Source organism: Aquimarina aquimarini (assembly GCF_900299535.1).
In the GTDB taxonomy this organism is placed as follows: Bacteria; Bacteroidota; Bacteroidia; order Flavobacteriales; family Flavobacteriaceae; genus Aquimarina; species Aquimarina aquimarini.
Map to the genome: position 1 here is coordinate 154,774 of NZ_OMKE01000010.1, position 22,185 is coordinate 176,958.

Annotated in this window: 22 protein-coding genes; 12 read left to right on the top strand and 10 right to left on the bottom strand. The window is 31.5% G+C overall.

The genetic code is table 11. The features are described from left to right. Positions 1 to 20 precede the first annotated feature (20 nt). The 9 genes from DG508_RS05875 to DG508_RS05915 all read left to right on the top strand — a co-directional run bounded on the left by DG508_RS05875 (position 21) and on the right by DG508_RS05915 (position 10,034). Positions 21 to 1,145, top strand: coding sequence for an N-acetylmuramoyl-L-alanine amidase family protein (locus DG508_RS05875; protein ID WP_108867242.1), 1,125 nt, complete (start codon positions 21 to 23; stop codon positions 1,143 to 1,145). An 85-nt stretch (positions 1,146 to 1,230) separates the two neighbouring features. Continuing rightward, entirely contained in the window at positions 1,231 to 2,181 is a 951-nt protein-coding gene (locus DG508_RS05880; protein WP_108867243.1) for an MlaD family protein, read from the top strand. Positions 2,182 to 2,187: 6 nt separating this feature from the next. Then, positions 2,188 to 3,516, top strand: coding sequence for a 4Fe-4S dicluster domain-containing protein (locus DG508_RS05885; protein ID WP_108867367.1), 1,329 nt, complete (start codon positions 2,188 to 2,190; stop codon positions 3,514 to 3,516). 64 nt (positions 3,517 to 3,580) lie between these two features. Further along, positions 3,581 to 4,027, top strand: coding sequence for an LNS2 domain-containing protein (locus DG508_RS05890; RefSeq protein WP_108867244.1), 447 nt, complete (start codon positions 3,581 to 3,583; stop codon positions 4,025 to 4,027). A 58-nt stretch (positions 4,028 to 4,085) separates the two neighbouring features. Continuing rightward, complete coding sequence (locus DG508_RS05895; RefSeq protein WP_108867245.1) at positions 4,086 to 4,877, top strand: (Fe-S)-binding protein; 792 nt, start codon at positions 4,086 to 4,088, stop codon at positions 4,875 to 4,877. 113 nt (positions 4,878 to 4,990) lie between these two features. Continuing rightward, positions 4,991 to 5,476, top strand: coding sequence for an ABC transporter ATPase (locus tag DG508_RS05900; RefSeq protein WP_108867246.1), 486 nt, complete (start codon positions 4,991 to 4,993; stop codon positions 5,474 to 5,476). Between the two features lie 7 nt (positions 5,477 to 5,483). Beyond that, positions 5,484 to 8,408 carry a glycoside hydrolase family 3 N-terminal domain-containing protein gene (locus tag DG508_RS05905; RefSeq protein ID WP_416354242.1) on the top strand — a complete coding sequence of 975 codons (2,925 nt, stop codon included), beginning with the start codon at positions 5,484 to 5,486 and terminating at the stop codon, positions 8,406 to 8,408. Between the two features lie 52 nt (positions 8,409 to 8,460). Then, positions 8,461 to 9,351 (top strand): aldo/keto reductase, encoded by an 891-nt coding sequence (locus DG508_RS05910; protein WP_108867247.1) that lies wholly within the window; start codon positions 8,461 to 8,463, stop codon positions 9,349 to 9,351. A 227-nt stretch (positions 9,352 to 9,578) separates the two neighbouring features. Further along, positions 9,579 to 10,034, top strand: coding sequence for a hypothetical protein (locus tag DG508_RS05915; protein ID WP_108867248.1), 456 nt, complete (start codon positions 9,579 to 9,581; stop codon positions 10,032 to 10,034). A gap of 10 nt (positions 10,035 to 10,044) precedes the next feature. On the opposite strand, the gene DG508_RS05920 is transcribed toward DG508_RS05915, so the two are convergent. Genes DG508_RS05920 through DG508_RS05930 form a run of 3 tightly spaced genes read right to left on the bottom strand, consistent with a single transcriptional unit; the run spans position 10,045 to position 12,034 of the window. Next, positions 10,045 to 10,581 carry an RsmD family RNA methyltransferase gene (locus DG508_RS05920; RefSeq protein WP_199912762.1) on the bottom strand — a complete coding sequence of 179 codons (537 nt, stop codon included), beginning with the start codon at positions 10,579 to 10,581 and terminating at the stop codon, positions 10,045 to 10,047. Between the two features lie 3 nt (positions 10,582 to 10,584). Beyond that, complete coding sequence (locus DG508_RS05925; RefSeq protein WP_108867249.1) at positions 10,585 to 11,409, bottom strand: DUF3822 family protein; 825 nt, start codon at positions 11,407 to 11,409, stop codon at positions 10,585 to 10,587. Beyond that, positions 11,390 to 12,034, bottom strand: coding sequence for a hypothetical protein (locus DG508_RS05930; RefSeq protein WP_108867250.1), 645 nt, complete (start codon positions 12,032 to 12,034; stop codon positions 11,390 to 11,392). The genes DG508_RS05925 and DG508_RS05930 overlap by 20 nt, the downstream gene beginning before the upstream one ends. Before the next feature lie 136 nt (positions 12,035 to 12,170). Here DG508_RS05930 and DG508_RS05935 point away from each other — a divergent pair, with 136 nt between their 5' ends. The 3 genes from DG508_RS05935 to DG508_RS05945 all read left to right on the top strand — a co-directional run bounded on the left by DG508_RS05935 (position 12,171) and on the right by DG508_RS05945 (position 16,244). Further along, positions 12,171 to 13,598 carry an ATP-dependent DNA helicase gene (locus DG508_RS05935; protein WP_108867251.1) on the top strand — a complete coding sequence of 476 codons (1,428 nt, stop codon included), beginning with the start codon at positions 12,171 to 12,173 and terminating at the stop codon, positions 13,596 to 13,598. A 160-nt stretch (positions 13,599 to 13,758) separates the two neighbouring features. After that, a complete protein-coding gene (kdsB, locus tag DG508_RS21360) occupies positions 13,759 to 15,603 on the top strand; it encodes a 3-deoxy-manno-octulosonate cytidylyltransferase (protein WP_108867369.1) in 1,845 nt (614 codons plus the stop codon). A gap of 89 nt (positions 15,604 to 15,692) precedes the next feature. Further along, the gene (locus DG508_RS05945) at positions 15,693 to 16,244 is read left to right on the top strand and encodes a 1-acyl-sn-glycerol-3-phosphate acyltransferase (RefSeq protein WP_108867370.1); all 552 of its coding nucleotides are present in this window, start codon (positions 15,693 to 15,695) and stop codon (positions 16,242 to 16,244) included. Here the strand turns inward: DG508_RS05945 and DG508_RS05950 are convergent, their stop codons facing one another. The 7 genes from DG508_RS05950 to DG508_RS05980 all read right to left on the bottom strand — a co-directional run bounded on the left by DG508_RS05950 (position 16,245) and on the right by DG508_RS05980 (position 22,140). Further along, a complete protein-coding gene (locus tag DG508_RS05950; RefSeq protein WP_234418184.1) occupies positions 16,245 to 16,745 on the bottom strand; it encodes a hypothetical protein in 501 nt (166 codons plus the stop codon). Positions 16,746 to 16,874: 129 nt separating this feature from the next. Then, complete coding sequence (locus tag DG508_RS05955) at positions 16,875 to 18,245, bottom strand: mercuric reductase (protein WP_108867253.1); 1,371 nt, start codon at positions 18,243 to 18,245, stop codon at positions 16,875 to 16,877. Positions 18,246 to 18,538: 293 nt separating this feature from the next. Further along, the gene (locus tag DG508_RS05960; RefSeq protein WP_108867254.1) at positions 18,539 to 19,264 is read right to left on the bottom strand and encodes a YebC/PmpR family DNA-binding transcriptional regulator; all 726 of its coding nucleotides are present in this window, start codon (positions 19,262 to 19,264) and stop codon (positions 18,539 to 18,541) included. A 106-nt stretch (positions 19,265 to 19,370) separates the two neighbouring features. Continuing rightward, positions 19,371 to 19,658 (bottom strand): 4a-hydroxytetrahydrobiopterin dehydratase, encoded by a 288-nt coding sequence (locus DG508_RS05965; RefSeq protein ID WP_108867255.1) that lies wholly within the window; start codon positions 19,656 to 19,658, stop codon positions 19,371 to 19,373. Between the two features lie 29 nt (positions 19,659 to 19,687). Further along, positions 19,688 to 20,623 (bottom strand): septum formation inhibitor Maf, encoded by a 936-nt coding sequence (locus DG508_RS05970; protein ID WP_108867256.1) that lies wholly within the window; start codon positions 20,621 to 20,623, stop codon positions 19,688 to 19,690. 32 nt (positions 20,624 to 20,655) lie between these two features. Further along, positions 20,656 to 21,243, bottom strand: coding sequence for a Maf-like protein (locus DG508_RS05975; RefSeq protein ID WP_108867257.1), 588 nt, complete (start codon positions 21,241 to 21,243; stop codon positions 20,656 to 20,658). A 6-nt stretch (positions 21,244 to 21,249) separates the two neighbouring features. Further along, positions 21,250 to 22,140 carry a geranylgeranylglycerol-phosphate geranylgeranyltransferase gene (locus DG508_RS05980; protein ID WP_159090707.1) on the bottom strand — a complete coding sequence of 297 codons (891 nt, stop codon included), beginning with the start codon at positions 22,138 to 22,140 and terminating at the stop codon, positions 21,250 to 21,252. Between the last annotated feature and the right edge of the window lie 45 nt (positions 22,141 to 22,185).

Consider the following 22,185-nt stretch of genomic DNA (forward strand, 5'->3'; position numbering starts at 1 on the left):
AGTAAAATTATTTGTAGTTGATGAAACAAAATGTAAAGTATAGTATTTTTCTAGCGGTTTTTATTTTTCTTATACCTGCTTTCAATTTCACTGTAACCTCTCAGGAAAAAGGTAAATTTGTAGTTGTTCTAGATGCTGGGCATGGTGGTCATGATCCTGGAAACAGAGGGAATGGATATAAAGAAAAAGAAATAGCATTGAATGTAGTACTTGCCGTTGGTGCTACTTTAGAAAAAGATGATAGGTATAAAGTAGTATATACTCGTAAAACAGATAAATTTATAGAGCTACATGAGAGAGGAAGTATTGCAAATAAGGCAGGAGCAGATTTGTTTGTGTCAATTCATTGTAATTCTCACCGTTCTCAAGCGTCGGGTACAGAAACTTTTGTGTTAGGGTTACATGCAAATAATGAAAACTTTAATGTTGCTAAGAATGAAAACTCAGTTATTTTGTTAGAGGATAATTATAAAGCAAATTATGATGGTTTTGATCCCAATTCACCAGAATCTATTATAGGGCTAACTTTGATGCAAGAAGAATATTTAGATCAAAGTCTTACTTTGGCAAGTTTTGTTCAAAATCGATTTAAAAAGATACTAGAAAGAAAAAGTAGAGGAGTAAAACAAGCTGGTTTTGTAGTTTTACACCAAACATATATGCCGAGTGTTCTTATTGAATTAGGTTTTCTTACTAATAATAAAGAAGGAAAATACCTTAATTCTAAAAAAGGACAAGATGATATGGCAAAATCAATTACAACTTCGATTATGGATTATAAAGAAAGCTTAGATGCTATTTATAAAGTTTCTCAACCAAAAACGGTCGAAATAACAAAAGTTACCACAGAGGTAGAAGAAGATAAGAGTTATGGTGATATAATCTTTAAAGTACAAATTGCGGCAGGATCAAGTGATATAGAACTACAACCCTTTAACTTTAATGGGTTAGATCAATTGTCAAAAAATAAAGCAGGAGAGTTGTATAAATACTATTATGGAAACACATCTAACTATACCTTGGCACAAGAATTAAGAGATGTAGCCAAAGGAAAAGGATTTGATTCTTGCTTTATTGTAGCTTTTCGTAATAATGAATCAATTCCGTTAACAGAAGCCCTAAAAGTTGATACATCTTCAAATTAATCTAAATAAATACTGACAATTCATTAATGAATTATCAGTAGATATATATTTTTTATTCTAAATTTGTCCTAAAATATAATCTATTTTGAAATTTACTCGAGAAGTCAAAACAGGAATATTAGCCATCTGCGCAATAGCACTTTTAATTTTTGGTTATAGTTTCTTGAAAGGGAAAAATCTTTTAGAAAATAATAGAACCTTTTACGCTGTATACACTAATGTAGAAGGATTAATACCTTCTTCACCTGTCACCATAAATGGAATGACGGTAGGACAGGTAGTTTCTATCGATTTTGCAGATACCAAAGGTAATTTAGTGGTAGAATTTAATGTAAATAGTGATTTTTCTTTTTCAAAAAATAGTCAAGCCAAAGTATACGGTGGTGGATTAATAGGAGGAAAATCTTTGGCAATAGTACCTATTTATGAGCAAGGCCTAGAAGCAAAGGATGGAGATACACTGCCAAGTAAAATAGAAGCAGGATTGCTAGAGCTTGTAAATGATAGGCTTACGCCCTTGCAAGAGAAACTTGAAGCAGTAATAACAGATGCTGACACCTTATTGAATTCTGTAAATGGAGTTTTGAATGTAGATAATAAAAATAACTTAAATTCTATTTTTAAAGATTTAAGTGTAACAGTCAAAAATTTTAAAGGAGCTTCAACATCATTAAATAATATTCTATCTGGTAATGAAGGAAAACTCAATAATGTATTTTCTAATTTGGATAAGATGTCAACTAACCTGAATAAGGTTTCTGATTCTTTGGCTCAAGTGAATATTGCTAGATTAGGAAGAGATTTGGAAACGACATTAGCTAATTTTGAAAAAATTTCAAAAGATCTCAATTCAGGTAGAGGAACAGTAGGAAAACTGTTGAAGGACGATAAATTATATAATAATCTAGAACAAACCAGTAAGCAATTAGAACTTTTACTGCAGGACCTAAGATTACATCCAAAAAGATATGTACATATTTCTGTTTTTGGAAAGAAAAATGCTCCTTACGAGAAACCAAAAGACTCAACACAATAAAAAATGATAAAATTTATACCTAATATACTTTTTGTACTAGCCTTATTAGCGGGTATCGGATATTTTGCAAATAATGTACGTAAGATCATTCGTAATATTCGTTTAGGTAGGGATGTAGATCGTTCTGATAATAAAAAAGAACGATTTAAGAATATGGCTATGATAGCATTGGGGCAGTCTAAAATGGTAAGACGACCAGTAGCAGGAATACTTCATATAGTCGTGTATTTAGGATTTATTATCATTAATATAGAAGTATTAGAGATTATCATAGACGGTATATTTGGTACGCATAGAATTTTCTCCTTTTTAGGAGGCGTGTATGATTTTCTTATTGGTTCATTTGAAATTTTAGCATTTTTAGTTCTAGTAGGTGTGATTTTATTTTGGATTCGTCGTAATGTAATACGAATAAAACGCTTCTGGAATCCTGAAATGAAAGGATGGGCAAAAAATGATGGAAATTTGATCCTTTATTTTGAAATGGTGCTTATGACATTATTTTTAGTGATGAATGCAACAGATATTCAACTACAGGAACTAGGAGCTGATCATTATATCAAAGCAGGATCTTATCCGATAAGTCAATTTATAGCACCTCTGTTTAGTTCTATGTCAGAAACTTCATTGATTGTATTAGAACGATCAGCTTGGTGGTTACATATTATAGGGATATTAGTGTTTTTAAATTACTTATATTTCTCAAAACATTTGCATATTCTATTGGCGTTTCCAAATACATATTATGGAGACTTAAAACCCAAAGGTGAGTTAAATAATCTTGAGGCTGTTACCAATGAAGTAATGTTGATGATGGATCCAAATGCAGACCCATTTGCAGCCCCAGCAGATGACGGGCAGGAAGAAGGAGAGCCAGAGAAGTTTGGAGCATCTGATGTAACAGATTTAAACTGGGCACAGTTGTTAAATGCGTATACATGTACAGAATGTGGTCGTTGTACTAGTGAATGCCCAGCAAATCAAACAGGTAAGAAATTGTCTCCACGAAAAATAATGATGGATACAAGAGACCGTCTAAAGGAAGTAGGAGATAATATTGATAAGAATGGTAGTTTTGTAGATGATGGTAAGCAATTGTTAAATGATTATATAACTCAAGAAGAATTATGGGCGTGTACAAGTTGTAACGCCTGTGTAGAAGCATGCCCTGTAAGTATTAGTCCATTATCAATTATCATTGATATGAGACGTTATCTAGTAATGGAGCAGAGTGCTGCACCAACAGATTTGAATAATATGATGTCTAATATAGAAAATAACGGAGCTCCATGGCCATTTAACCAAATGGATAGATTAAACTGGAAGGACGAATAGCTATTATAAGAACCAATTTTATAGTATTTTTTTTTAACCAATTAACCGCAAACAAATAAAAATTATGAAAAAGGAAGAAGTAGAAAGATTGTTACACGATAAAATAGAAGAAGGAGAGCATATAAGCCCTGTACTTCCTGAAGGAATTAAAAATTACCTTATAGATATCGATGGAACTATTACAGAAGATGTGCCAAATGAAGAGCCAGAGAGAATGGCTACTTGTAAGCCTTTTCCTGATGCATTGGTTACATTAAATAAATGGTATGAAGAAGGGCATATAATTTGCTTCTTTACTTCTAGAACAGAAGAACATAGAGAGGTAACAGAAACATGGTTAAAAACACATGGTTTTAAATATCATAGTCTTTTGATGGGAAAACCAAGAGGTGGTAATTATCACTGGATCGATAATCATTTGGTAAAAGCTACTCGATATACTGGTAAATTTACAGAACTAGTTGAAAGAGTTGTTGCTATCGAGGTTTTTGATGATGGAAAACACGACTAAAATATAAGCATAGATTATTACAAAAAAGTAGGGGTCTACGAGCTTTAAACATTATAATATGAGTGAAACAATAAAGGTGCCAACAATGGCAGAATATATGGCTGAAGGAAAAAGGCCAGAAGTTTTGTTTTGGGTTGGTTGTGCTGGTAGTTTTGATGATAGAGCAAAGAAAATCACAAAAGCCTTTGTAAAGCTACTTCATAATGCAGAAGTAGATTTTGCAGTATTAGGTACCGAAGAAAGTTGTACAGGAGATCCTGCAAAAAGAGCAGGAAATGAGTTTTTGTTTCAGATGCAAGCTGTTACAAATATAGAGGTTCTTAATGCGTATGAAATTAAGAAAGTAGTTACAGCATGTCCTCATTGTTTTAATACATTAAAAAATGAATACCCTGTATTAGGAGGTGATTATGATGTAATGCATCATACTCAATTCCTAAAATCACTTTTGGATGAAGGTAGGTTAAAGGTAGAAGGAGGAAAGTTTAAAGGAAAAAGAATTACTTTTCATGATCCATGTTATTTGGGTAGAGCAAATAATGTATATGAAGCTCCCAGAGATTTACTTAGAAAATTAGAAGTAGAGCTGGTAGAGATGAAACGTTGCAAACGAAATGGATTATGTTGTGGAGCAGGAGGAGCTCAAATGTTTAAAGAGCCTGAGCCTGGTAATAAAGATGTAAATGTAGAAAGAACAGAAGATGCATTAAAAATTAAACCTGATATTATTGCTGCAGGATGCCCGTTTTGTAATACAATGATGACTGACGGTGTAAAGAGCAAAGAAAAAGAAGAAGATGTGCAAGTCTTAGACGTGGCAGAGCTTATTGCAAATGCTCAAGATTTGTAATTTTTTTCTTAGTTATATATAATTTTACCCAGAGTTAATATGTTTTTTCATATTAACTCTTTTTTATGATCGTAAATAGAAATAGTTTTTATTATTTTAGTAAAAAATAGCTCATGTTAGTAGATTTTAATGATCTTCCAGAGACATCTAGAGTGTGGATTTATCAAGCCAATAGATCATTCACGTTGGAAGAACAGGAAGAAGTAGAAAATAAAGTAAAGGAATTTATAGCACAATGGACAGCTCATGGAGCTGACCTGAAAGCAGGTTATGAGATGAAATACAAGCGTTTTATAATCATAGGCTTAGATCAAGGAATGAATGCTGCTACAGGGTGTTCTATTGATGCTTCTGTTCGTTTTATCCTAGAATTAGAAAAAGAATATAATGTAGATCTAATGGATAAAATGAATGTTTCTTTTAAGCAAGGAGAGTTTGTGGCCTATAAAGCCCTTGCTGATTTTAAAAAAATGGCCAAAAATAGATCTGTATCCCCAAATACTATCGTTTTTAATAACCTGGTTACTAATATTGCTGAATATCGCACTAATTGGGAAATCCCAGCAAAAGATAGTTGGCATAACCGTTTTTTAAACTAAATTTTTCGTGCGGCAAATAATTGTAAAGTATATTTCCTTCCTAATTTTTTTTATAACTTTTGGTGCTAATGCTCAATTAGATGCCCCTTTGTTGGTAAATGATTTTGAAGATCAAAAGAGATGGGTAAATAATGTTTATAATAGGATGACTCTCAAGCAAAAGGTTGGTCAGTTATTTATGGTAAGTATTGCATCTTCTGCTTCACAAAAGGAGAAAGACGAGATAAAAAGACTTATTAAAGAATTCGAGATTGGGGGTGTTGTTTTTTCTAAAGGAGGGCCAAACCGACAAATAAAATTAAATAACGAATTTCAGAAGTTATCAAAAATACCTCTATTAGTTGGTATGGATGCAGAGTGGGGATTGGCGATGCGTTTAGATTCTACACAAGCATTTCCGTGGAATATGACTCTTGGCGCAATTCAAGATAATGATTTAATAGAAAAAACAGGAAAGCAGATAGCAAAACATTGTAGGCGAATAGGAGTACATGTTAATTTTGCGCCTGTAGTTGATATAAATACCAATCCTGAAAATCCTATAATAGGAAATCGATCTTTTGGAGAAGATAAAGACTTAGTAGCTCAAAAAGCTTTGGCATTTATGAAAGGAATGCAGAGTGAAGGAATTTTGGCAAGTGCCAAGCATTTCCCTGGACATGGTGATACTCAAAGTGATTCTCATAAGACATTACCAACTATTAATTTTGATAGTAATAGAATAAATAATGTAGAGCTATATCCATATAAAAAACTTATCAAAGAAAAGCTTTCTAGTATTATGGTTGCACATCTTAATGTGCCTAGCTTAGAATATAGACAAGGATACCCATCTTCGGTTTCTAAAAAAGTAGTATCAAATTTACTTAAAGATAGTCTTCAATTTAAAGGCCTGATTTTTACCGATGCACTTAATATGAAAGGTGTGTCAGATTTTAAAGCACCTGGTGATATTGATTTAGCAGCCTTTTTAGCAGGAAATGATGTCCTTTTAATGTCAGAAGATGTGCCTTTGGCATCACAAAAAATTGTATCAGCATATTATTCTGGTGCTATCACAGAAGAACGTTTATCTCATTCTGTTAGAAAAATTCTATATGCAAAATATAAAGCAGGGCTTAATAACTATCAACCTATTAAGACAGCATTTCTTGATGATGAATTAAATAGTGTTGAAAACACAGTACTTTATCATCGCTTGGTAGAAAATTCACTAACAGTAGTAAAAAATGATAAAGCCTCATTACCAATTAAAAATCTTGATCTTAAAAAGATTGCTTATGTTTCATTTGGAGATGATTCAGGAGAAGCTTTTTATAAAGAGTTGAATAAATATACTCAGGTAGACTGGGTAAAAGCTGGGCAATTAGGTGAGATGATTGATAAATTAAAGAAGTATAATTATGTTATTGTAGGTTTTCATAAATCGAATACATCACCTTGGGGTTCTTATAAATTTAAAGATAAAGAATTGGTTTGGTTGTATGAGATAGCTAGATTAAATACTACTGTTCTCAATGTGTTTGCTAAGCCATATGCTATGTTGGATATGCAAACTACTACAAACCTAGAGTCAATTTTGATGGCATATCAAAATAGTAAAGTAGCTCAAGAAAAAACAGCACAATTACTTTTTGGTGCCATAGAAGCCAAAGGAAAACTTCCTGTAAGTATTAGCGAGGAGTTTCCTGTAGGTACAGGCTTGGAAACACGGTTTTTGAATAGATTGTCTTATGGATTGCCAGAGAGTGTAGGGATGAATTCTTATAAGCTTGAAAAAATCGATTCTATAATTGATTTTACAATACAAGAAAAAATGGCGCCAGGATTACAGCTTATTGTTGCTAGAAAAGGAAAGGTAATATTCAATAAAAATTATGGATATCATACCTATAATAAACAACGAAAAGTAAAAAGTTCTGATGTATATGATCTGGCATCACTTACAAAAATATTAGCAACCTTACCACTGGCTATCGAATTAAAAGATAAGGGAGTTATTTCTTTGAATACCAAAATAGGTAAAATGCTACCTTCTTTTAAAGAGTCTAATAAAGAGCATATTACCATACGATCCATGTTGTCACACTATGCGAAATTTAAAGCATGGATTCCGTTTTACTTGCAAACAATGGATTCTATAACTAGAAAACCAGATAAAAAATATTATAGAACTAGCCGTTCTAAAGAGTTTAATATTGAAGTGACCAACAATCTTTATTTCCGTAGTGATATGAAAGATTCTTTGTTATTGCAAATTAGAGATAGTGAATTGAGAGATAGGTTAAGTTATAAATATAGTGATTTACCATATTACCTTTTAAAAAGGTATATAGAAGATCATTATGATAACTCATTACATAAGCTTACTCAACAACACTTTTATAAACCATTAGGTGCAAATCATGCTACGTTTCTACCTCTGAAAAAGTTTAAGAAAAGAAGAATAGTGCCTACAGAGTATGATAAGATTTTTAGAGGAGAGGTTATTCATGGTTATGTTCATGATCAGGGAGCAGCAATGCTTGGAGGGGTTGCAGGTCATGCAGGATTGTTTTCAAATGCCAATGATGTCGCCAAAATAATGCAAATGTATCTTAATGGAGGATATTATGGAGGTAAACAATATTTTGGTCAAGAAACATTAGATGAGTTTAATACTTGTCATTATTGCCATAGACGAGTACGACGTGGAATAGGGTTTGATAAACCGCAATTAGGAGACTTAGGGCCAACATGTGGATGTGTGTCAATGGCTAGTTTTGGACATAGTGGTTTTACTGGGACATTTACTTGGGCTGACCCCGAAAAAGAAGTGATTTACGTGTTTTTGAGTAATCGAACCTATCCGAATGCGGCAAATAGAAAGCTTATATCAAATAATATTCGTTCAGAAATACAAAAGATAATTTATGAATCAATAGAGGATTGATTTTTAGAACATTTCCTTTTTGATTCTCTGTTTTAATTTTCAAAAAAGAAAAATGAAGGCTAAAGGTTCAGTGTTTTCTCCAATAATTGCAGGTTGTATGAATTGGGGAGATTGGGGTGTTAATTTAACTGTAAATCAAGTTTGTAGATTGATTGACGGTTGTCTTGATATAGGTGTTTCTACATTTGATCATGCAGATATTTACGGACATTATACTACAGAGTCATTATTTGGGAATGCTATTCAAAAAAAAACATCTCTTAGAGATAAAATAAAGCTAGTAACCAAATGCGGAATTAAATTAGTAACTCCAAACAGGCCTACTAATAAAATTATATCTTATGATACAAGTAAGGAATATATACTATCTTCTGTAGAACAATCACTACAAAACTTAAAAACAGAGTATATAGACTTACTTTTGATTCATAGGCCGAGTCCATTGATGAACCCACAAGAAATTGCAGAAGCTTTTACTAAACTCAAAGACAGTGGGAAGGTTTTATCTTTTGGTGTTTCTAATTTTACTACAACTCAATTTGAGATGTTGGATTCTTTTATAGATTTGATAACTAATCAGGTAGAGGTGTCCCCGCTGTGTTTAAGTCCTTTTGTTGATGGAGTTTTGGATCAATGTATGCTTAAAAAAATTAAACCGATGGCATACTCTGTCATGGCAGGAGGGAAGTTGTTTTCTAATCATCTAGATGATAGAGGAACTAGGGTAAATAAAGTGTTGAGAGAATTAAGTGAGAAATATAATGCAACACTAGGCCAAATATTGATCTCTTGGATAATAAAACATCCATCAGGTATCATTCCTATAGTTGGTTCTACCAAAATAGACCGCATACGATTGGCTGTAGATGCTTTGAAAATTACTATAACCGATGAAGAGTGGTTTATGATTTGGGAAGCCTCAGAAGGAAAACCTGTACCTTAATTTACTGTTTGGGGTAAGTATTTGTAATGAATAATTCTAAATGATTGTTAAATCGATAGTTATATGTTTGTTATAAAATACTAGTAAATTACATTTTTTTATTTTTTTTCCATATATTTAAAAATAGTAATTAATGATGTATTTGCGGTTTCATAATTTTTAGTATACCATCAAAAATTAATATTTCGTAAATCATATTTATTCTAACCCCACATCACTTAAGACCAATGAATAATTACAAGTTAACATATATTGGATTGATGATATCTCTCTTGATATATGTAGTGTCTATTGTTTTAGAATTAGAGCTATTCGAAAATTTTATTATTGTATTAAAAAGTTTAGATAAATTTCAGTTTGATGAGATGATAATTCCCCTTATAATATTTTTTATATTTATTCTTGGAGATATTAGACAGCATCTTAAAAAAGCACAGATGGAGAATGTAAAAAAAGATATATACAAAGCAATGTTATCTTCTAGTCATCATATCCTAAATAACTTTATATATCAGATGGATATTTTTAAAATGACAGCAGAAGATACGCCTGGGTTTGATATACATGTATTAGCTTATTATGAAGAAATTATTAGTAATGCATCACATCAGATTAATTCTTTGAGTAACCTGTCTACTATTGATGAGTTTTCTATTCGAACTTCTGTGATGAAAGCTTCTTGATTTAAAAGACTTATTTTTTAAAAAAACTAAAAACAGAACCTCCGTATTTTCTAGAATTATCAAAATAAGGTGCTTCTTCAAGAGAGGTGTATTTAGAATGTTCTATGATTAACATACCATCATCATTAAGTAATTCATTCTCAAATACTAGAGTGGCTATTTTTGTAAATTGTTCAATGGTAAAATCATAAGGAGGGTCAGCAAATATGATATCAGCTTTATGTTTTACCTTTTCAAGGTAGTTATATACATCACTTTTTATTGTTTCTATAGGAGAGCCTAGTTCTTTTGTAGTACTTTTTATATACCCTACACATGCATAATGTGAATCTACAGCTGTTATGTTTTCGGTGCCTCTTGATATAAATTCATAGCTTATGTTTCCAGTACCAGCAAAAAGATCTACTACTGAAATAGTAGAGAAGTTATAATAATTCCCTAGAATATTAAATAACCCTTCTTTGGCCATATCTGTAGTAGGGCGAACAGGTAATTTCTTTGGTGCCGTAAGTCTTTTTCCTTTGTGTTTTCCTGAAATAATACGCATAAATTAAAAATGACTAAGTAAAACAAAATGTTGATGAGCCTCAAGAGGAGGTATATGGGATGAAAAATGTGGTGTTATTTGATGGTTACCAAAACTCACATTACGGATATAGGTGTATGCGATGTTGTAGTATTCACTGTTTTTTGTGATATTACCAAGAAAAACTAACCTGAACTCTTCTGGGTTTAGTTGTAATTGTTCAGCAGTATACATTAAATAATATAAGAAATCTTCCTTAGTTTGATGTCTAAAAGTGTTACTTAAAATTAAATTTCCTTTATTAATAACAATGATATCAAAAGAAGCAGTACTCATATTAGCAAAAACAGTAATTTCTCCACTATTTTTTTCTTGTGTGAGTAGTGAGTTAATTAATATAGTGCTAGAATGTTTATAGGTAAATGACCCAAAATTTTCAAAAAAGAAATTATTAATATTTGTATATGGTATATATACAGTAACAATATTATGAGGATCTAGTTCATCATAAGCTATAAAATCATGCTCTAGAACTTTTGTGTTAAATTTTAAATAATCACTTAATAATTCTTTATTGAATAATGGTTTTGGAACTATAGTATATAAGTCATTTTGATAAATTACTTCAATAGTACTAAATGATTCTTTTACATTTTGATTATGATCAAATATATGTTTGATCTTGTCTAATAATTGATTGGGTGTGATTTGTATGCCAAAATTTTCGCTTTCTAAAGCCGTTATCTTTTTGTTGGCATCTACTGTGCAAAAAGAAAGTCCATTCAGGCTTACCTGAATGGACAATGTTTTTGATGTATTATCAATAGTATTATTGATCGTTTGTACCATAAGTTCTTGGCCAGTTACCAGATGTCATTACTTCTGTCATTGATCCTACAGATAAGTATGGTCCATTAACTCCATCTACTGATTGTACTTCTTTTTCTTGAGCTAACAAATCTTTATCTAGATCATGTAGTAGTACATCTTTAGCTACTTTTGCTTCAAAAACAGCAACTCTAAGGTCGTTTTTGTTAATGTAGCCCGCTTTTAGTTCAAAATTAGCATCTATTCCTTCAATAGGTATTTTAATCATATTCTTATGATTCCCTGTTTTAAACAATGAATCTTTAACAGATGCATAACCAAGGGTATCTACAATTACAGTATCTCTTGGTTCGTCAATTTTTAATACTTTATTAAATCTGATAAAACTGGAATCCCTTCTTTGAGTCAAAGTGAATTTAGCAGTATCTATAAATGCAACTAACTTAACTGGATTTTCTTCAAATTTTCCAGTTACAGTTCTATGCGCTATCTGAGCTGTACGAATATCTCTTAAATTTTCAACGGCTTTTGCATATCTGGCTTGCTTAATTTTATTGAATTCGACAGGACCATTAATAGAATTGTATACTAAGTATCCCAAAAACCCTATAATTACCCAAAGAACTAATTGAATTACAATTTTCATTTTATAATTTAGCTTTAAACATTAGTGTATACGCAAATCTACAATTTTTTTTTAATCGTAAAAGTTTATTGCCAAAAAATCATCCTTATCTTTGATTTATTAATGAATATAATGAATTATATAGATAAAATATTTAATGAGGGAAAAAGAATTTTATAGGTTATTAAAAGAAGATTTCCCTTTTGAACCTACTTTAAAACAAGATATTGTTCTACAAAAACTATCAGATTTTGTGTTATCAGGATCAAAAGACTTACTTTTTTTATTAAAAGGGTATGCTGGTACAGGAAAAACCACATTAATTGGTTCTTTAGTTAAAAATCTATGGAAAATAAAGTTAAATGTAGTGCTTTTAGCTCCAACAGGGCGTGCAGCTAAGGTGATTAGTAATTATTCAGGAAGACAAGCTCAAACCATTCATCGAAATATTTATTATCCTAAGAAAGATAAAAGTGGAGGAATGGCTTTTCAATTGAAACAAAATAAGAGTCGCAACACTATTTTTATAGTTGATGAAGCTTCTATGATACCTGATACACCAAGCGATAGTAAGCTTTTTGAGAATGGATCATTACTCGATGATTTGATGATGTATGTATATTCTGGCCATAATTGTAAAGCTCTTTTTATTGGTGACACAGCACAGTTACCTCCAGTGAGGTTAGAAGTAAGCCCAGCATTGGATATGGATAATTTATCTATGGGGTTTAATAAAGAAGTCACTCAGATAGAACTTGATGAAGTTGTAAGACAAGCAGAGGGGAGTGGTATTTTGATGAATGCAACCCGATTACGAGAAATAATAGCGGAAGGATTTTATGGTTCTTTTCAGTTTAAAATTGCTGGATACCCCGATGTAATACGATTTTTTGATGGCCATGAGATTATGGAGGCTCTAAATGATGCTTATTCTAGCTCAGGGCATGAAGAATCTGTAATCATACTTCGATCCAATAAAAGAGCAAATATATATAATCAACAAATCCGTTCAAGAATACTTTTTCAAGAAGAAGAACTTTCTCCTGGAGATTATTTAATGGTGGTAAAGAATAATTATTTTTGGCTAGATACCAAAAGTGAAGCAGGTTTTATTGCTAATGGTGATATAATTAAAGTATTAGAAATTTTCTCAATAAAAGAGTTATATGGATTTCGATTTGCTGTAGTAAATGTCAATATGGTTGATTATCCAAATCAAAAACCTTTTGAAACAGTTTTATTACTTGATACATTAACATCAGAAACACCATCTTTATCTTATGAAGAATCTAATAAATTGTATCAAGAAGTATTAAAAGATTTTGAAAACGAAAAATCAAAATATAAACGGTTTTTGGGAGTGAAAAAGAATAAATTCTTTAATAGTTTACAAGTTAAGTTTTCTTATGCAATTACGTGCCATAAATCTCAAGGAGGACAGTGGGATAAAGTTTTTATAGAACAACCTTATCTTCCTGATGGAATCAATAAGGATTATTTGAGGTGGTTATATACAGCCGTTACTCGTGCAAGAAAAGAATTATACTTAATTGGGTTTAAAGATGATTTTTTTGAAGAAAATTAAGATTTTATAAAGATGTAAATATTAAATTTTAAGATTTTTTTAATAAATTATAATGAAACTAAATAAGTAACCTGATCTGGGAATTAATTAAAAAAAGTTATTTTTGCAAGTCTAGAAAAGCAACAAAATTTTGAACAATACTACTTTAAAAACTATCGCAATGATACCTGCTAGGTATGCTGCGACTCGATTTCCAGGAAAATTAATGCAGGATCTCGGAGGGAAAACTGTTATAAGAAGAACATATGAAGCTACCCTAGATTCAGGACTTTTTGATTCAGTTTATGTAGTTACAGATAGCGATATTATCTATAAAGAAATTACTTCTCATGGAGGTGTAGCTATTATGAGTAAAAAAGAACATAGTTGTGGTAGTGATCGTATTGCTGAAGCTGTAGAAGAAATGGATGTTGATATTGTTGTCAATGTACAGGGCGATGAACCTTTTACAGAAAAGGAAAGTCTAGAAAAAGTGCTCAATGTATTTTATGAAAAAGATTCTGAACGGATAGATTTAGCGAGTCTTATGACACCAATGGATGATTGGGACGATATAATGAATCCTAATAGTGTAAAAGTTATTGTTGATGAAAATGGCTACGCATTATATTATTCTAGGGCTCCGATTCCTTTTCCTAGAGATAAAGAAATAAACCACGTATATTATAAGCATAAAGGAGTTTATGCATTTAGAAAACAAGCTATTTTAGATTTTTACCGATTACCAATGCGCTCTTTAGAAGCATCAGAAAAAATAGAGTGTATTAGATACTTAGAATATGGTAAGAATATTAAAATGGTTGAAACACACCATGAAGGTGTGGAAATTGATACCCCAGAAGATTTAGAAAGAGCAAAAAAAATAATTAATAAAAAAAACCTATTGAACTCAGAATCTACAATTATTTCTGATATGCCTGTTACCACACATAAAAATTTTCCGATGGTACCAAAAGTGGTATACGGAGAAGGGGCTTTTAGTCAAACTAGCGAGATTATATCAAAAGAACGAAACGGAATAGCGCCATTTGTTTATTTGATTGACGATGTTTTTGAGAATAATAAATCTTTTATAGAAGATAGAATACCATTGGCTTATACCGACGAGATTATCTATATATCTACAAAAGAAGAACCTAAAACAAGTCAGGTGGATGCTATTGTTTCTAAAATTAGAGAAGACAATCAATATACACCAAGTGGAATTATAGGAATTGGTGGTGGATCTATTTTGGATTTATCAAAGGCAGTATCAATCTTGTTAACAAATGCTGGTAGTGCTTCAGACTACCAAGGTTGGGATTTGGTTAAGAATAAAGCCGTTTATCATGTAGGTATTCCTACTATTTCTGGTACAGGAGCAGAGGTTTCTCGTACAACAGTTCTTACTGGTCCAGAGCGTAAACTAGGAATTAACTCTGATTTTACTCCTTTTGATCAGGTTATATTGGACCCTGAACTGCTAAAAGATGTTCCAAAAGATCAATGGTTTTACACTGGTATGGATTGTTATATTCATTGTGTTGAATCACTAAACGGTACTTATTTAAATGCATTTAGCCAAAGTTATGGAGAGAAAGCTTTTGATTTATGTAAAGAAATTTTTCTTAAAAATAATTTAAGCAGAGAAGAAGCTGATGCTAAACTAATGATGGCTTCATGGCATGGAGGAATGAGTATTGCCTATTCTCAAGTAGGAGTTGCTCATGCAATGAGTTATGGGTTAGCATATGTGTTGGGAACCAAACACGGGATCGGTAACTGTATCGTTTTTGATAAACTAGAAGAGTACTACCCAGAAGGTGTTGCTTTATTCAAAGAAATGAAAGAATATCATGGTATTACTATTCCAGAAGGTATATGTACCAATGCTACAGAAGAACAATTAAATGTAATGACAAAAGTAGCTTTGAGCTTAGAACCTTTATGGGAAAATGCTTTAGGTAATGATTGGAAGTCAAAAATAGACGCCAATAAGCTTAAAGAAATTTATCGTTCTTTATAATTAATTTCCAGTATCTTTATAAATAATCAATATCTTATATGAGTATAAATTTATACTCATATAAGATATTGGTGATCCAAATTCAAAAAATGAAACAGTTCTCATCCTTTATATACCACAAAATTTTGAGATGGAAGATTATAGGAGATTTTAGTGCAGAAACGGTAAAGAAATGTGTAGTGATAGCTGTGCCACATACAAGCTGGCATGATTTCTACATTGGTTTGCTGATAAGGCAATTGGCTGGAGTAAAAATAAGTTTTCTAGGTAAGAAAGAGCTTTTTAAATGGCCTTTAGGATGGTACCTTAGACGAGTTGGGGGTATTTCTTTAGATAGGACTCCTGGACAAAATAAAGTAGAAGCTATAGCAAGTCTTTTTCTAAAAAAAGAAGAATTGCGTTTGACCATTGCCCCAGAAGGTACAAGAAAAAAAGTAACAGAATGGAAAACTGGTTTTTATCATATAGCAAAAGCAGCCCAAGTTCCTATTATTATGGTAACTTTTGATTTTGGAAAAAAGCAAAATTTGATTTCTAAACCTTTTTATCCAACTCATGATGTAGAAAAGGATTTTGAGTATATGTATAGTTTTTTTAAAGGGGTTAAAGGTAAAATACCTGAGTATAGTTTTGACGTTTGATTAAAATTTAAGTATTTTCTCTTTTTGTTTTTTTTCTGTAGATTGTTTTTGGGTATTTTTTCCGCCAAAAATAAATTCAGTACTAGAAAAAGTAGTACCAAAATTTTTTGTAGCATAATATAATTGAGATAAAGCACTTACAACCTGTTCATTTGTAAGCTCTTTTAGAGGGTGTACGTATACAGACCATAGAATTTCATTAGATATTGCATACTTTACATCCAAAGCTGAATGAAAATTAGCTGTCATAGCATCCAATAAGAGTTCTTTATCAAGAGTATCAGATGAAGTTATGGGAGTAATGATTCTCATTCTATTATTGGTTGTATCTGTAATACATATCATAGGTGTTTTTTGATAGATAAATTTCCAGTAGCCAGTAACTCCACTTATAGTATCTGCATTTTGATTAATAATTTCCTGTAATTTATTATTATCCATGTTTTGAGCATATATAGCTCCCGAAAACGAAAACAAAAGGAGAAAAATTAGTCTTACCATAGCTTTGTATTTGAATGGTAGTCGGTTTTGTGAGCAAAACATAACAAAAAAAGCTTAACTATAAGCTAAGCTTTTTTACTATCTATCTAGCACAACATATTGTTACCTAGTTATTATATACCTTTGAATTTATTTGATTTCTTGTAGTCCGTCCAAGGTCCAAGGCATTAATTCAGAAACAGTAGGGTGCACTAATACTATTTTGCGATATTGCTTATAGGTTATCTTTGAATGCATTATAGTGGCAAACATATTAATGATTTCATCGCCACCAACTCCTAAAATTGAAACCCCCAAAATGAGATCGGTTTCTGCATCTACTAATATCTTAACAAAACCGTTAGTTTCTCCCATTTCTTTGGCTCTACTTATTTTATTCATCGGTTTAATCGCTTTTAGCACGGTTTTTCCGCTTTTGATAGCTTCTTTTTCTGTCGTACCTACTCTACCAAGAGGAGGATCAGTAAACAATCCATAAATCATGTTTCTGTCATACAATGTACGATCCCCTCCAAAAAGCTTATCTAAAACAATTTCGGCATCGTTTACTGCAGTATGGGTAAATCCACCATGACCATTTACATCTCCTACAGCAAATACACCTTCAACGTTTGTTTCACAATATTTATCTACCTCAATAAATCCACGGTTATTAGTTTTTATTCCTGTATTTTCTAGATCCAGTGTATCACTGTTTGGGGTTCTTCCTGCAGCAACCAGAACCTGATCTCCAGATAAAATTTTAGATTCTCCATTTATTTCAATGTTAACTTCTTTGTGATTGGGTTTTTGTGTAATATTTATTGTATTAGCACTGCAATAGATATTAATTCCTTCACTTTCTATAATTTCTTTTATTGTATCTGCAACGTCTTGATCTTCTCTTGGCATTAATTGGCTATTTCTCTGTATAATGCTTACTTGAGCGCCAAATCTCCTAAACACTTGAGCAAACTCAACACCAATGTAACCTCCTCCAATAACTATTAAATGTTTTGGGATATTTTTTAGATCTAGTAGTCTTGCACTATCAAGCCAATTTACAGTGTTTAAGCCTGGAATTGGCGGAGCAGAAGGTCTGGTTCCTACATTAATGTATATATTATCAGCTGTATAAACCGCATCATTTACTTCAACTTTTTTAGATCCTACAAATCTTGCTTTACCGAGAATAAGTTCTACATTCTTGGTATTATTCATCCAAGATGTTAAGCCATTACTACTACCATTTCTTATGCTGTCCATGCGATCTCTTACCTTACTATAATCAAGAGTTAAGTTTTCTGTGTGAAAGCCGTAGAAATCGCCTCTTTTAGCCTGATGAAAAGCTTTTGCAGAGGCTACTAGAGTTTTGGTAGGAGTACAGCCATAATTAACGCAGCTGCCACCAACTTTATCTGCTTCAATCACTCCGATTGTTTCATTTCTTGGGATTAATTTACCTAATAAAGTTCCTGTAGCTTGCCCTGTTCCTATAATAAGATGAGAAAAATGTTTCATAAGTCTATTGATTTATGTTTTTGATTTCTTGTGTTTTTGTTAAGTATTGCTTAGCAACCTGATTTTAAATGTTTTTCTGTAATTAAAAAGAGGTTGTTTTATTATTGAAGATACTTACTTCTGTTGATATATACTAGCTTAGTCTAAGTCTTATGATTTTAATAACATGTTTAAGGAAAATAGTCTTTTATATCTATTTAAATAGATATAAAAGACTAGTGAGGTTTATGTATAAAAAAAGAGCTTAGCATTGCTAAACTCTTTAAAAATATACGATAAAAAGGGATATACTTTTACCCTTCAGAAGATGATTCTTTCATGGTATGATACACATTTTGAACATCGTCATCCTCTTCAATTTTTTCTAATAATTTTTCTACATCAGCAGCTTGATCAGAAGTAATTTCCTTAGTTACTTGCGGGATTCTTTCAAAGCCAGAAGATAGAATTTCGATTTCACGACCTTCTAATTCTTTTTGAATTGCTCCAAAACTTTCAAAAGGAGCGTAAATCAATATTCCGTCATCATCTTGAAATACTTCTTCTGCACCAAAATCAATAAATTCAAGTTCAAGTTCTTCAGGGTCTAATCCTTCTCCGTTTATTCTAAAGTTGCAAGTATGATCAAACATAAACTCTACAGATCCCGATGTACCTAAATTACCATCACATTTGTTAAAATAAGATCTGATATTGGCTACAGTTCTATTATTATTATCTGTTGCTGTTTCTACCAAAATTGCAATACCATGGGGAGCATATCCTTCAAAGAGAACTTCTTTGTAATCACCTTGATTTTTATCAGAGGCTCTTTTGATAGCTCTTTCTATATTGTCTTTTGGCATGTTTACAGATTTTGCATTCTGAATAACAGCCCTTAAGCGAGAATTAGAATCGGGATCAGGCCCACCTTCTTTCACAGCCATTACAATATCTTTGCCAATACGAGTAAACGCCTTTGCCATTGCTGACCAGCGTTTCATTTTACGTGCTTTTCTGAATTCAAAAGCTCTTCCCATTATGCTAATTTTAAAAATCTGAATACAAACATAAGTAGAAACCAAGTTTTTGACAAATGTTTATTGCTTGTCATTTTAATATAATTTATTTAAAGAAAGTATATATCTATTCACCTTCAATAATTGTATCGATTATTTTGGCAAGTGTAAAGTCCTTTTCTGTAATTCCGTTAGCATCGTGAGTAGAAAGGCTGATATGTAATTTGCTGTATACGTTTGTCCAATCAGGATGATGCTGTAATGCTTCTGCTTCAAAAGCAATTCTGGTCATTACAGAAAAAGCATCTTTAAAATCATTAAACTCAAAAGTAGTATGTATGGCATTGTCACGATATTCCCAACCATCAATATCATTTAGTCTTTTTTTTATTTCGGATTCAGATAATTTTGTCATTTTTTATTTAAATAGAATTATTATTATTATTATTTAAGTTTTAGTTTAGTACGTAAAACTTCATCACTATTGCTGTTTTTACCCCAATATGCAGATTTGATTTTATTCATTCTAGTTGCTTTTGTAGTAAGCTGTTTTGCATTTGGTCCAAAACCACTAATAAAAGTTTCTGTCCAACCTTCTATTTCATAAGGAAAGGTATTGGTAAAAGAGATACTAATACTTCTTTCTAATTCGGGATATTCTAGAGTGTATATATTGGTAGTGTCTCCTTTTTGGAGAGAAGCTCTGGCCTGGTATGCCTTAATTTCTTTATGTTTCAATCTACAAAACTCAAAAGATGGGATGACTTGAATCTCTCCTTGTGGTAAATCTTTAGGATTGATTCTTATCTTTGTCCAAATTTCATTTTCTAAAGTATTTTTTTCTAATTTGAATTGCTGATCTGCTTCATTTTGAAAGTAAGAGTGTGATAAAATTTCAAATTCTTTTCTGTTATTTAGTTGTGCATACACATGTCCACACCATTCTTGCATAGAATTAGATACTTTGATAGCATGTCGATTATCAGCAACAGGATAAAAAGTACTTTGCATGATTGAATATGGATATATTCCTGTATTAAACCTTTTGGTAGCGTTCAGTTTTAATACAGGTATATTTTTAGAATTTTGACCATCAGCCTTTACTTGTTCTTTTGGTAAAAAATCTTCAGTAACATAGATCAATACAGAAGTTCCTTTTCTTATTTCACCATACCTTGCTTGTTCTAATTCGTATGATGTAATTTCTGCTTCACCAGCGTACCAATATTTTTTAAAATCTTCAGAAGGAATTTTTTTTGGTTTTTTTACACTGGTATTTGATTGGTTTTTAGTAGTGATTGGTTTGTTTGCAGTGCTGTTACTACAAGCAATAAAGACTAATATGCCCAATATGACAAATAGAAGGATTGATTTTTTCATAATGCATTTTTGCGTTACAAAGTACAATAAAGCTACATTTTAGCAAGTTCTATTAACGTTTTGTAAACAAGATGAGTTGGTAGGCCCATTACATTAAAATAGCTTCCTTCTATAGAAGTTATGGCAATATGACCGATCCATTCTTGTATTCCATAAGCACCAGCTTTATCTAGAGGTTTGTATGTGTTTACATAGTATTCTACTTCTTCTACAGAAAGTTGTTTGAATTCAACTTTTGTGGTGTGATGTACTACGATAACTTGTTTGGATGTTTTGAAACACACAGAAGTGATTACTTCATGCGTATCTGCAGATAATGAATGAATCATTTTTGATGCTTCTGCCAAGTTTTTTGGTTTTCCTAGTGCTTTATCATTATGCCATACGATTGTATCACTGGTAATCAAAATATCTTTTGGCTTTATATTGGTGAAGGCATCTGCTTTTAGCACAGCCAGATAATCTGAAATTTCTTCTGCTTTGAGATGATCAGGATAAACTTCTTCAACTTCTTTAGGTTGAATGGTAAACTCTAACCCAAGATCTTTAAAAAACTGTTGTCTTCTTGGTGATCCAGAGGCAAGAATTATGTTTTTTTCTTTTAATAAGTCTTTTAACATAGTTTTTTAGATTAAAACGAATTGATAAAGAAATAAAGAAAATGATGCTATTACTAGGATTAGTTTAGAAACCAAACGTAATCGAATAAGATGTTTGGTTGTACTTGTACTAAAACTACTGATCATAAAATATAATAAGGGAGCTATGATAAAAATCAAGACAAATAAAACAGCCTTGCTGTTTGAAAAAAGATAGGTGTAAATATAATAAACTACTGAAATAATCGGTAATAGTGTTAATAACCCAATTATTTTGGTAGTCCTGTTTTTGCCCAAAACTATGGGGATGGTTCTAATACCAATATTGTGATCTCGATCTATATTAATGCAATCTTTTAGAATTTCTCTAAGTATTACTATCATGAATGCAAAAATTGAATAATCCATAATAATAGCAAAAATAACAGATTGAGACTCTTTATTTTTTTCTGTAATTGCAGGAAGAAGGTCAAAAATTCCAACAACAATCAAGCTTAGAGCTATGAGCAATGCAGGAATAATATTTTTAATAACAATTAGTTCTTTGAGGTAGGATGCATAAATATAGAAAACTCCTGAGATTAAAATAAACAAAGCTGCAAAACCAGGTTTCTGTATAAGGTTTGCTAAATAGAACCCAATAAGAACACCTATAACATTAAAAATGATAAATAATCTGTTAGCTGATTTCTCTGAGATGGTTCCATACAATAAATTTTCGGACTCAGAATTTTCTTGATTATAGATTTCTATAATAATATTACCAGCCGCTCCTATAGAGGCTGTGGCGATTAATAATAGTGAAATACCAAAGCCATTTAAAGTAATAGCAATATTAAATGGCTCAAAAAGCCCATATTTTATACATAATTGAGCAAGAACGATGATAAGTAGATTGTTGATTTTTATTAGTTTCAAATAGGGTAGCATAGAAATGATCTATTAATTTGCCCGTAAATGTAA

Coding starts and splice junctions, on each gene's coding strand:
- DG508_RS05915 (WP_108867248.1), top strand. CDS start 9,579: ATGAATAATTACAAGTTAACATATATTGGATTGATGATATCTCTCTTG.
- DG508_RS05925 (WP_108867249.1), bottom strand. CDS start 11,409: ATGGTACAAACGATCAATAATACTATTGATAATACATCAAAAACATTG.
- DG508_RS05930 (WP_108867250.1), bottom strand. CDS start 12,034: ATGAAAATTGTAATTCAATTAGTTCTTTGGGTAATTATAGGGTTTTTG.
- DG508_RS05890 (WP_108867244.1), top strand. CDS start 3,581: ATGAAAAAGGAAGAAGTAGAAAGATTGTTACACGATAAAATAGAAGAA.
- DG508_RS05975 (WP_108867257.1), bottom strand. CDS start 21,243: ATGTTAAAAGACTTATTAAAAGAAAAAAACATAATTCTTGCCTCTGGA.
- DG508_RS05910 (WP_108867247.1), top strand. CDS start 8,461: ATGAAGGCTAAAGGTTCAGTGTTTTCTCCAATAATTGCAGGTTGTATG.
- DG508_RS05960 (WP_108867254.1), bottom strand. CDS start 19,264: ATGGGAAGAGCTTTTGAATTCAGAAAAGCACGTAAAATGAAACGCTGG.
- DG508_RS05920 (WP_199912762.1), bottom strand. CDS start 10,581: ATGCGTATTATTTCAGGAAAACACAAAGGAAAAAGACTTACGGCACCA.
- kdsB (WP_108867369.1), top strand. CDS start 13,759: ATGATACCTGCTAGGTATGCTGCGACTCGATTTCCAGGAAAATTAATG.
- DG508_RS05900 (WP_108867246.1), top strand. CDS start 4,991: ATGTTAGTAGATTTTAATGATCTTCCAGAGACATCTAGAGTGTGGATT.
- DG508_RS05945 (WP_108867370.1), top strand. CDS start 15,693: ATGAAACAGTTCTCATCCTTTATATACCACAAAATTTTGAGATGGAAG.
- DG508_RS05895 (WP_108867245.1), top strand. CDS start 4,086: ATGAGTGAAACAATAAAGGTGCCAACAATGGCAGAATATATGGCTGAA.
- DG508_RS05950 (WP_234418184.1), bottom strand. CDS start 16,745: ATGGTAAGACTAATTTTTCTCCTTTTGTTTTCGTTTTCGGGAGCTATA.
- DG508_RS05935 (WP_108867251.1), top strand. CDS start 12,171: ATGAGGGAAAAAGAATTTTATAGGTTATTAAAAGAAGATTTCCCTTTT.
- DG508_RS05965 (WP_108867255.1), bottom strand. CDS start 19,658: ATGACAAAATTATCTGAATCCGAAATAAAAAAAAGACTAAATGATATT.
- DG508_RS05970 (WP_108867256.1), bottom strand. CDS start 20,623: ATGAAAAAATCAATCCTTCTATTTGTCATATTGGGCATATTAGTCTTT.
- DG508_RS05875 (WP_108867242.1), top strand. CDS start 21: ATGAAACAAAATGTAAAGTATAGTATTTTTCTAGCGGTTTTTATTTTT.
- DG508_RS05955 (WP_108867253.1), bottom strand. CDS start 18,245: ATGAAACATTTTTCTCATCTTATTATAGGAACAGGGCAAGCTACAGGA.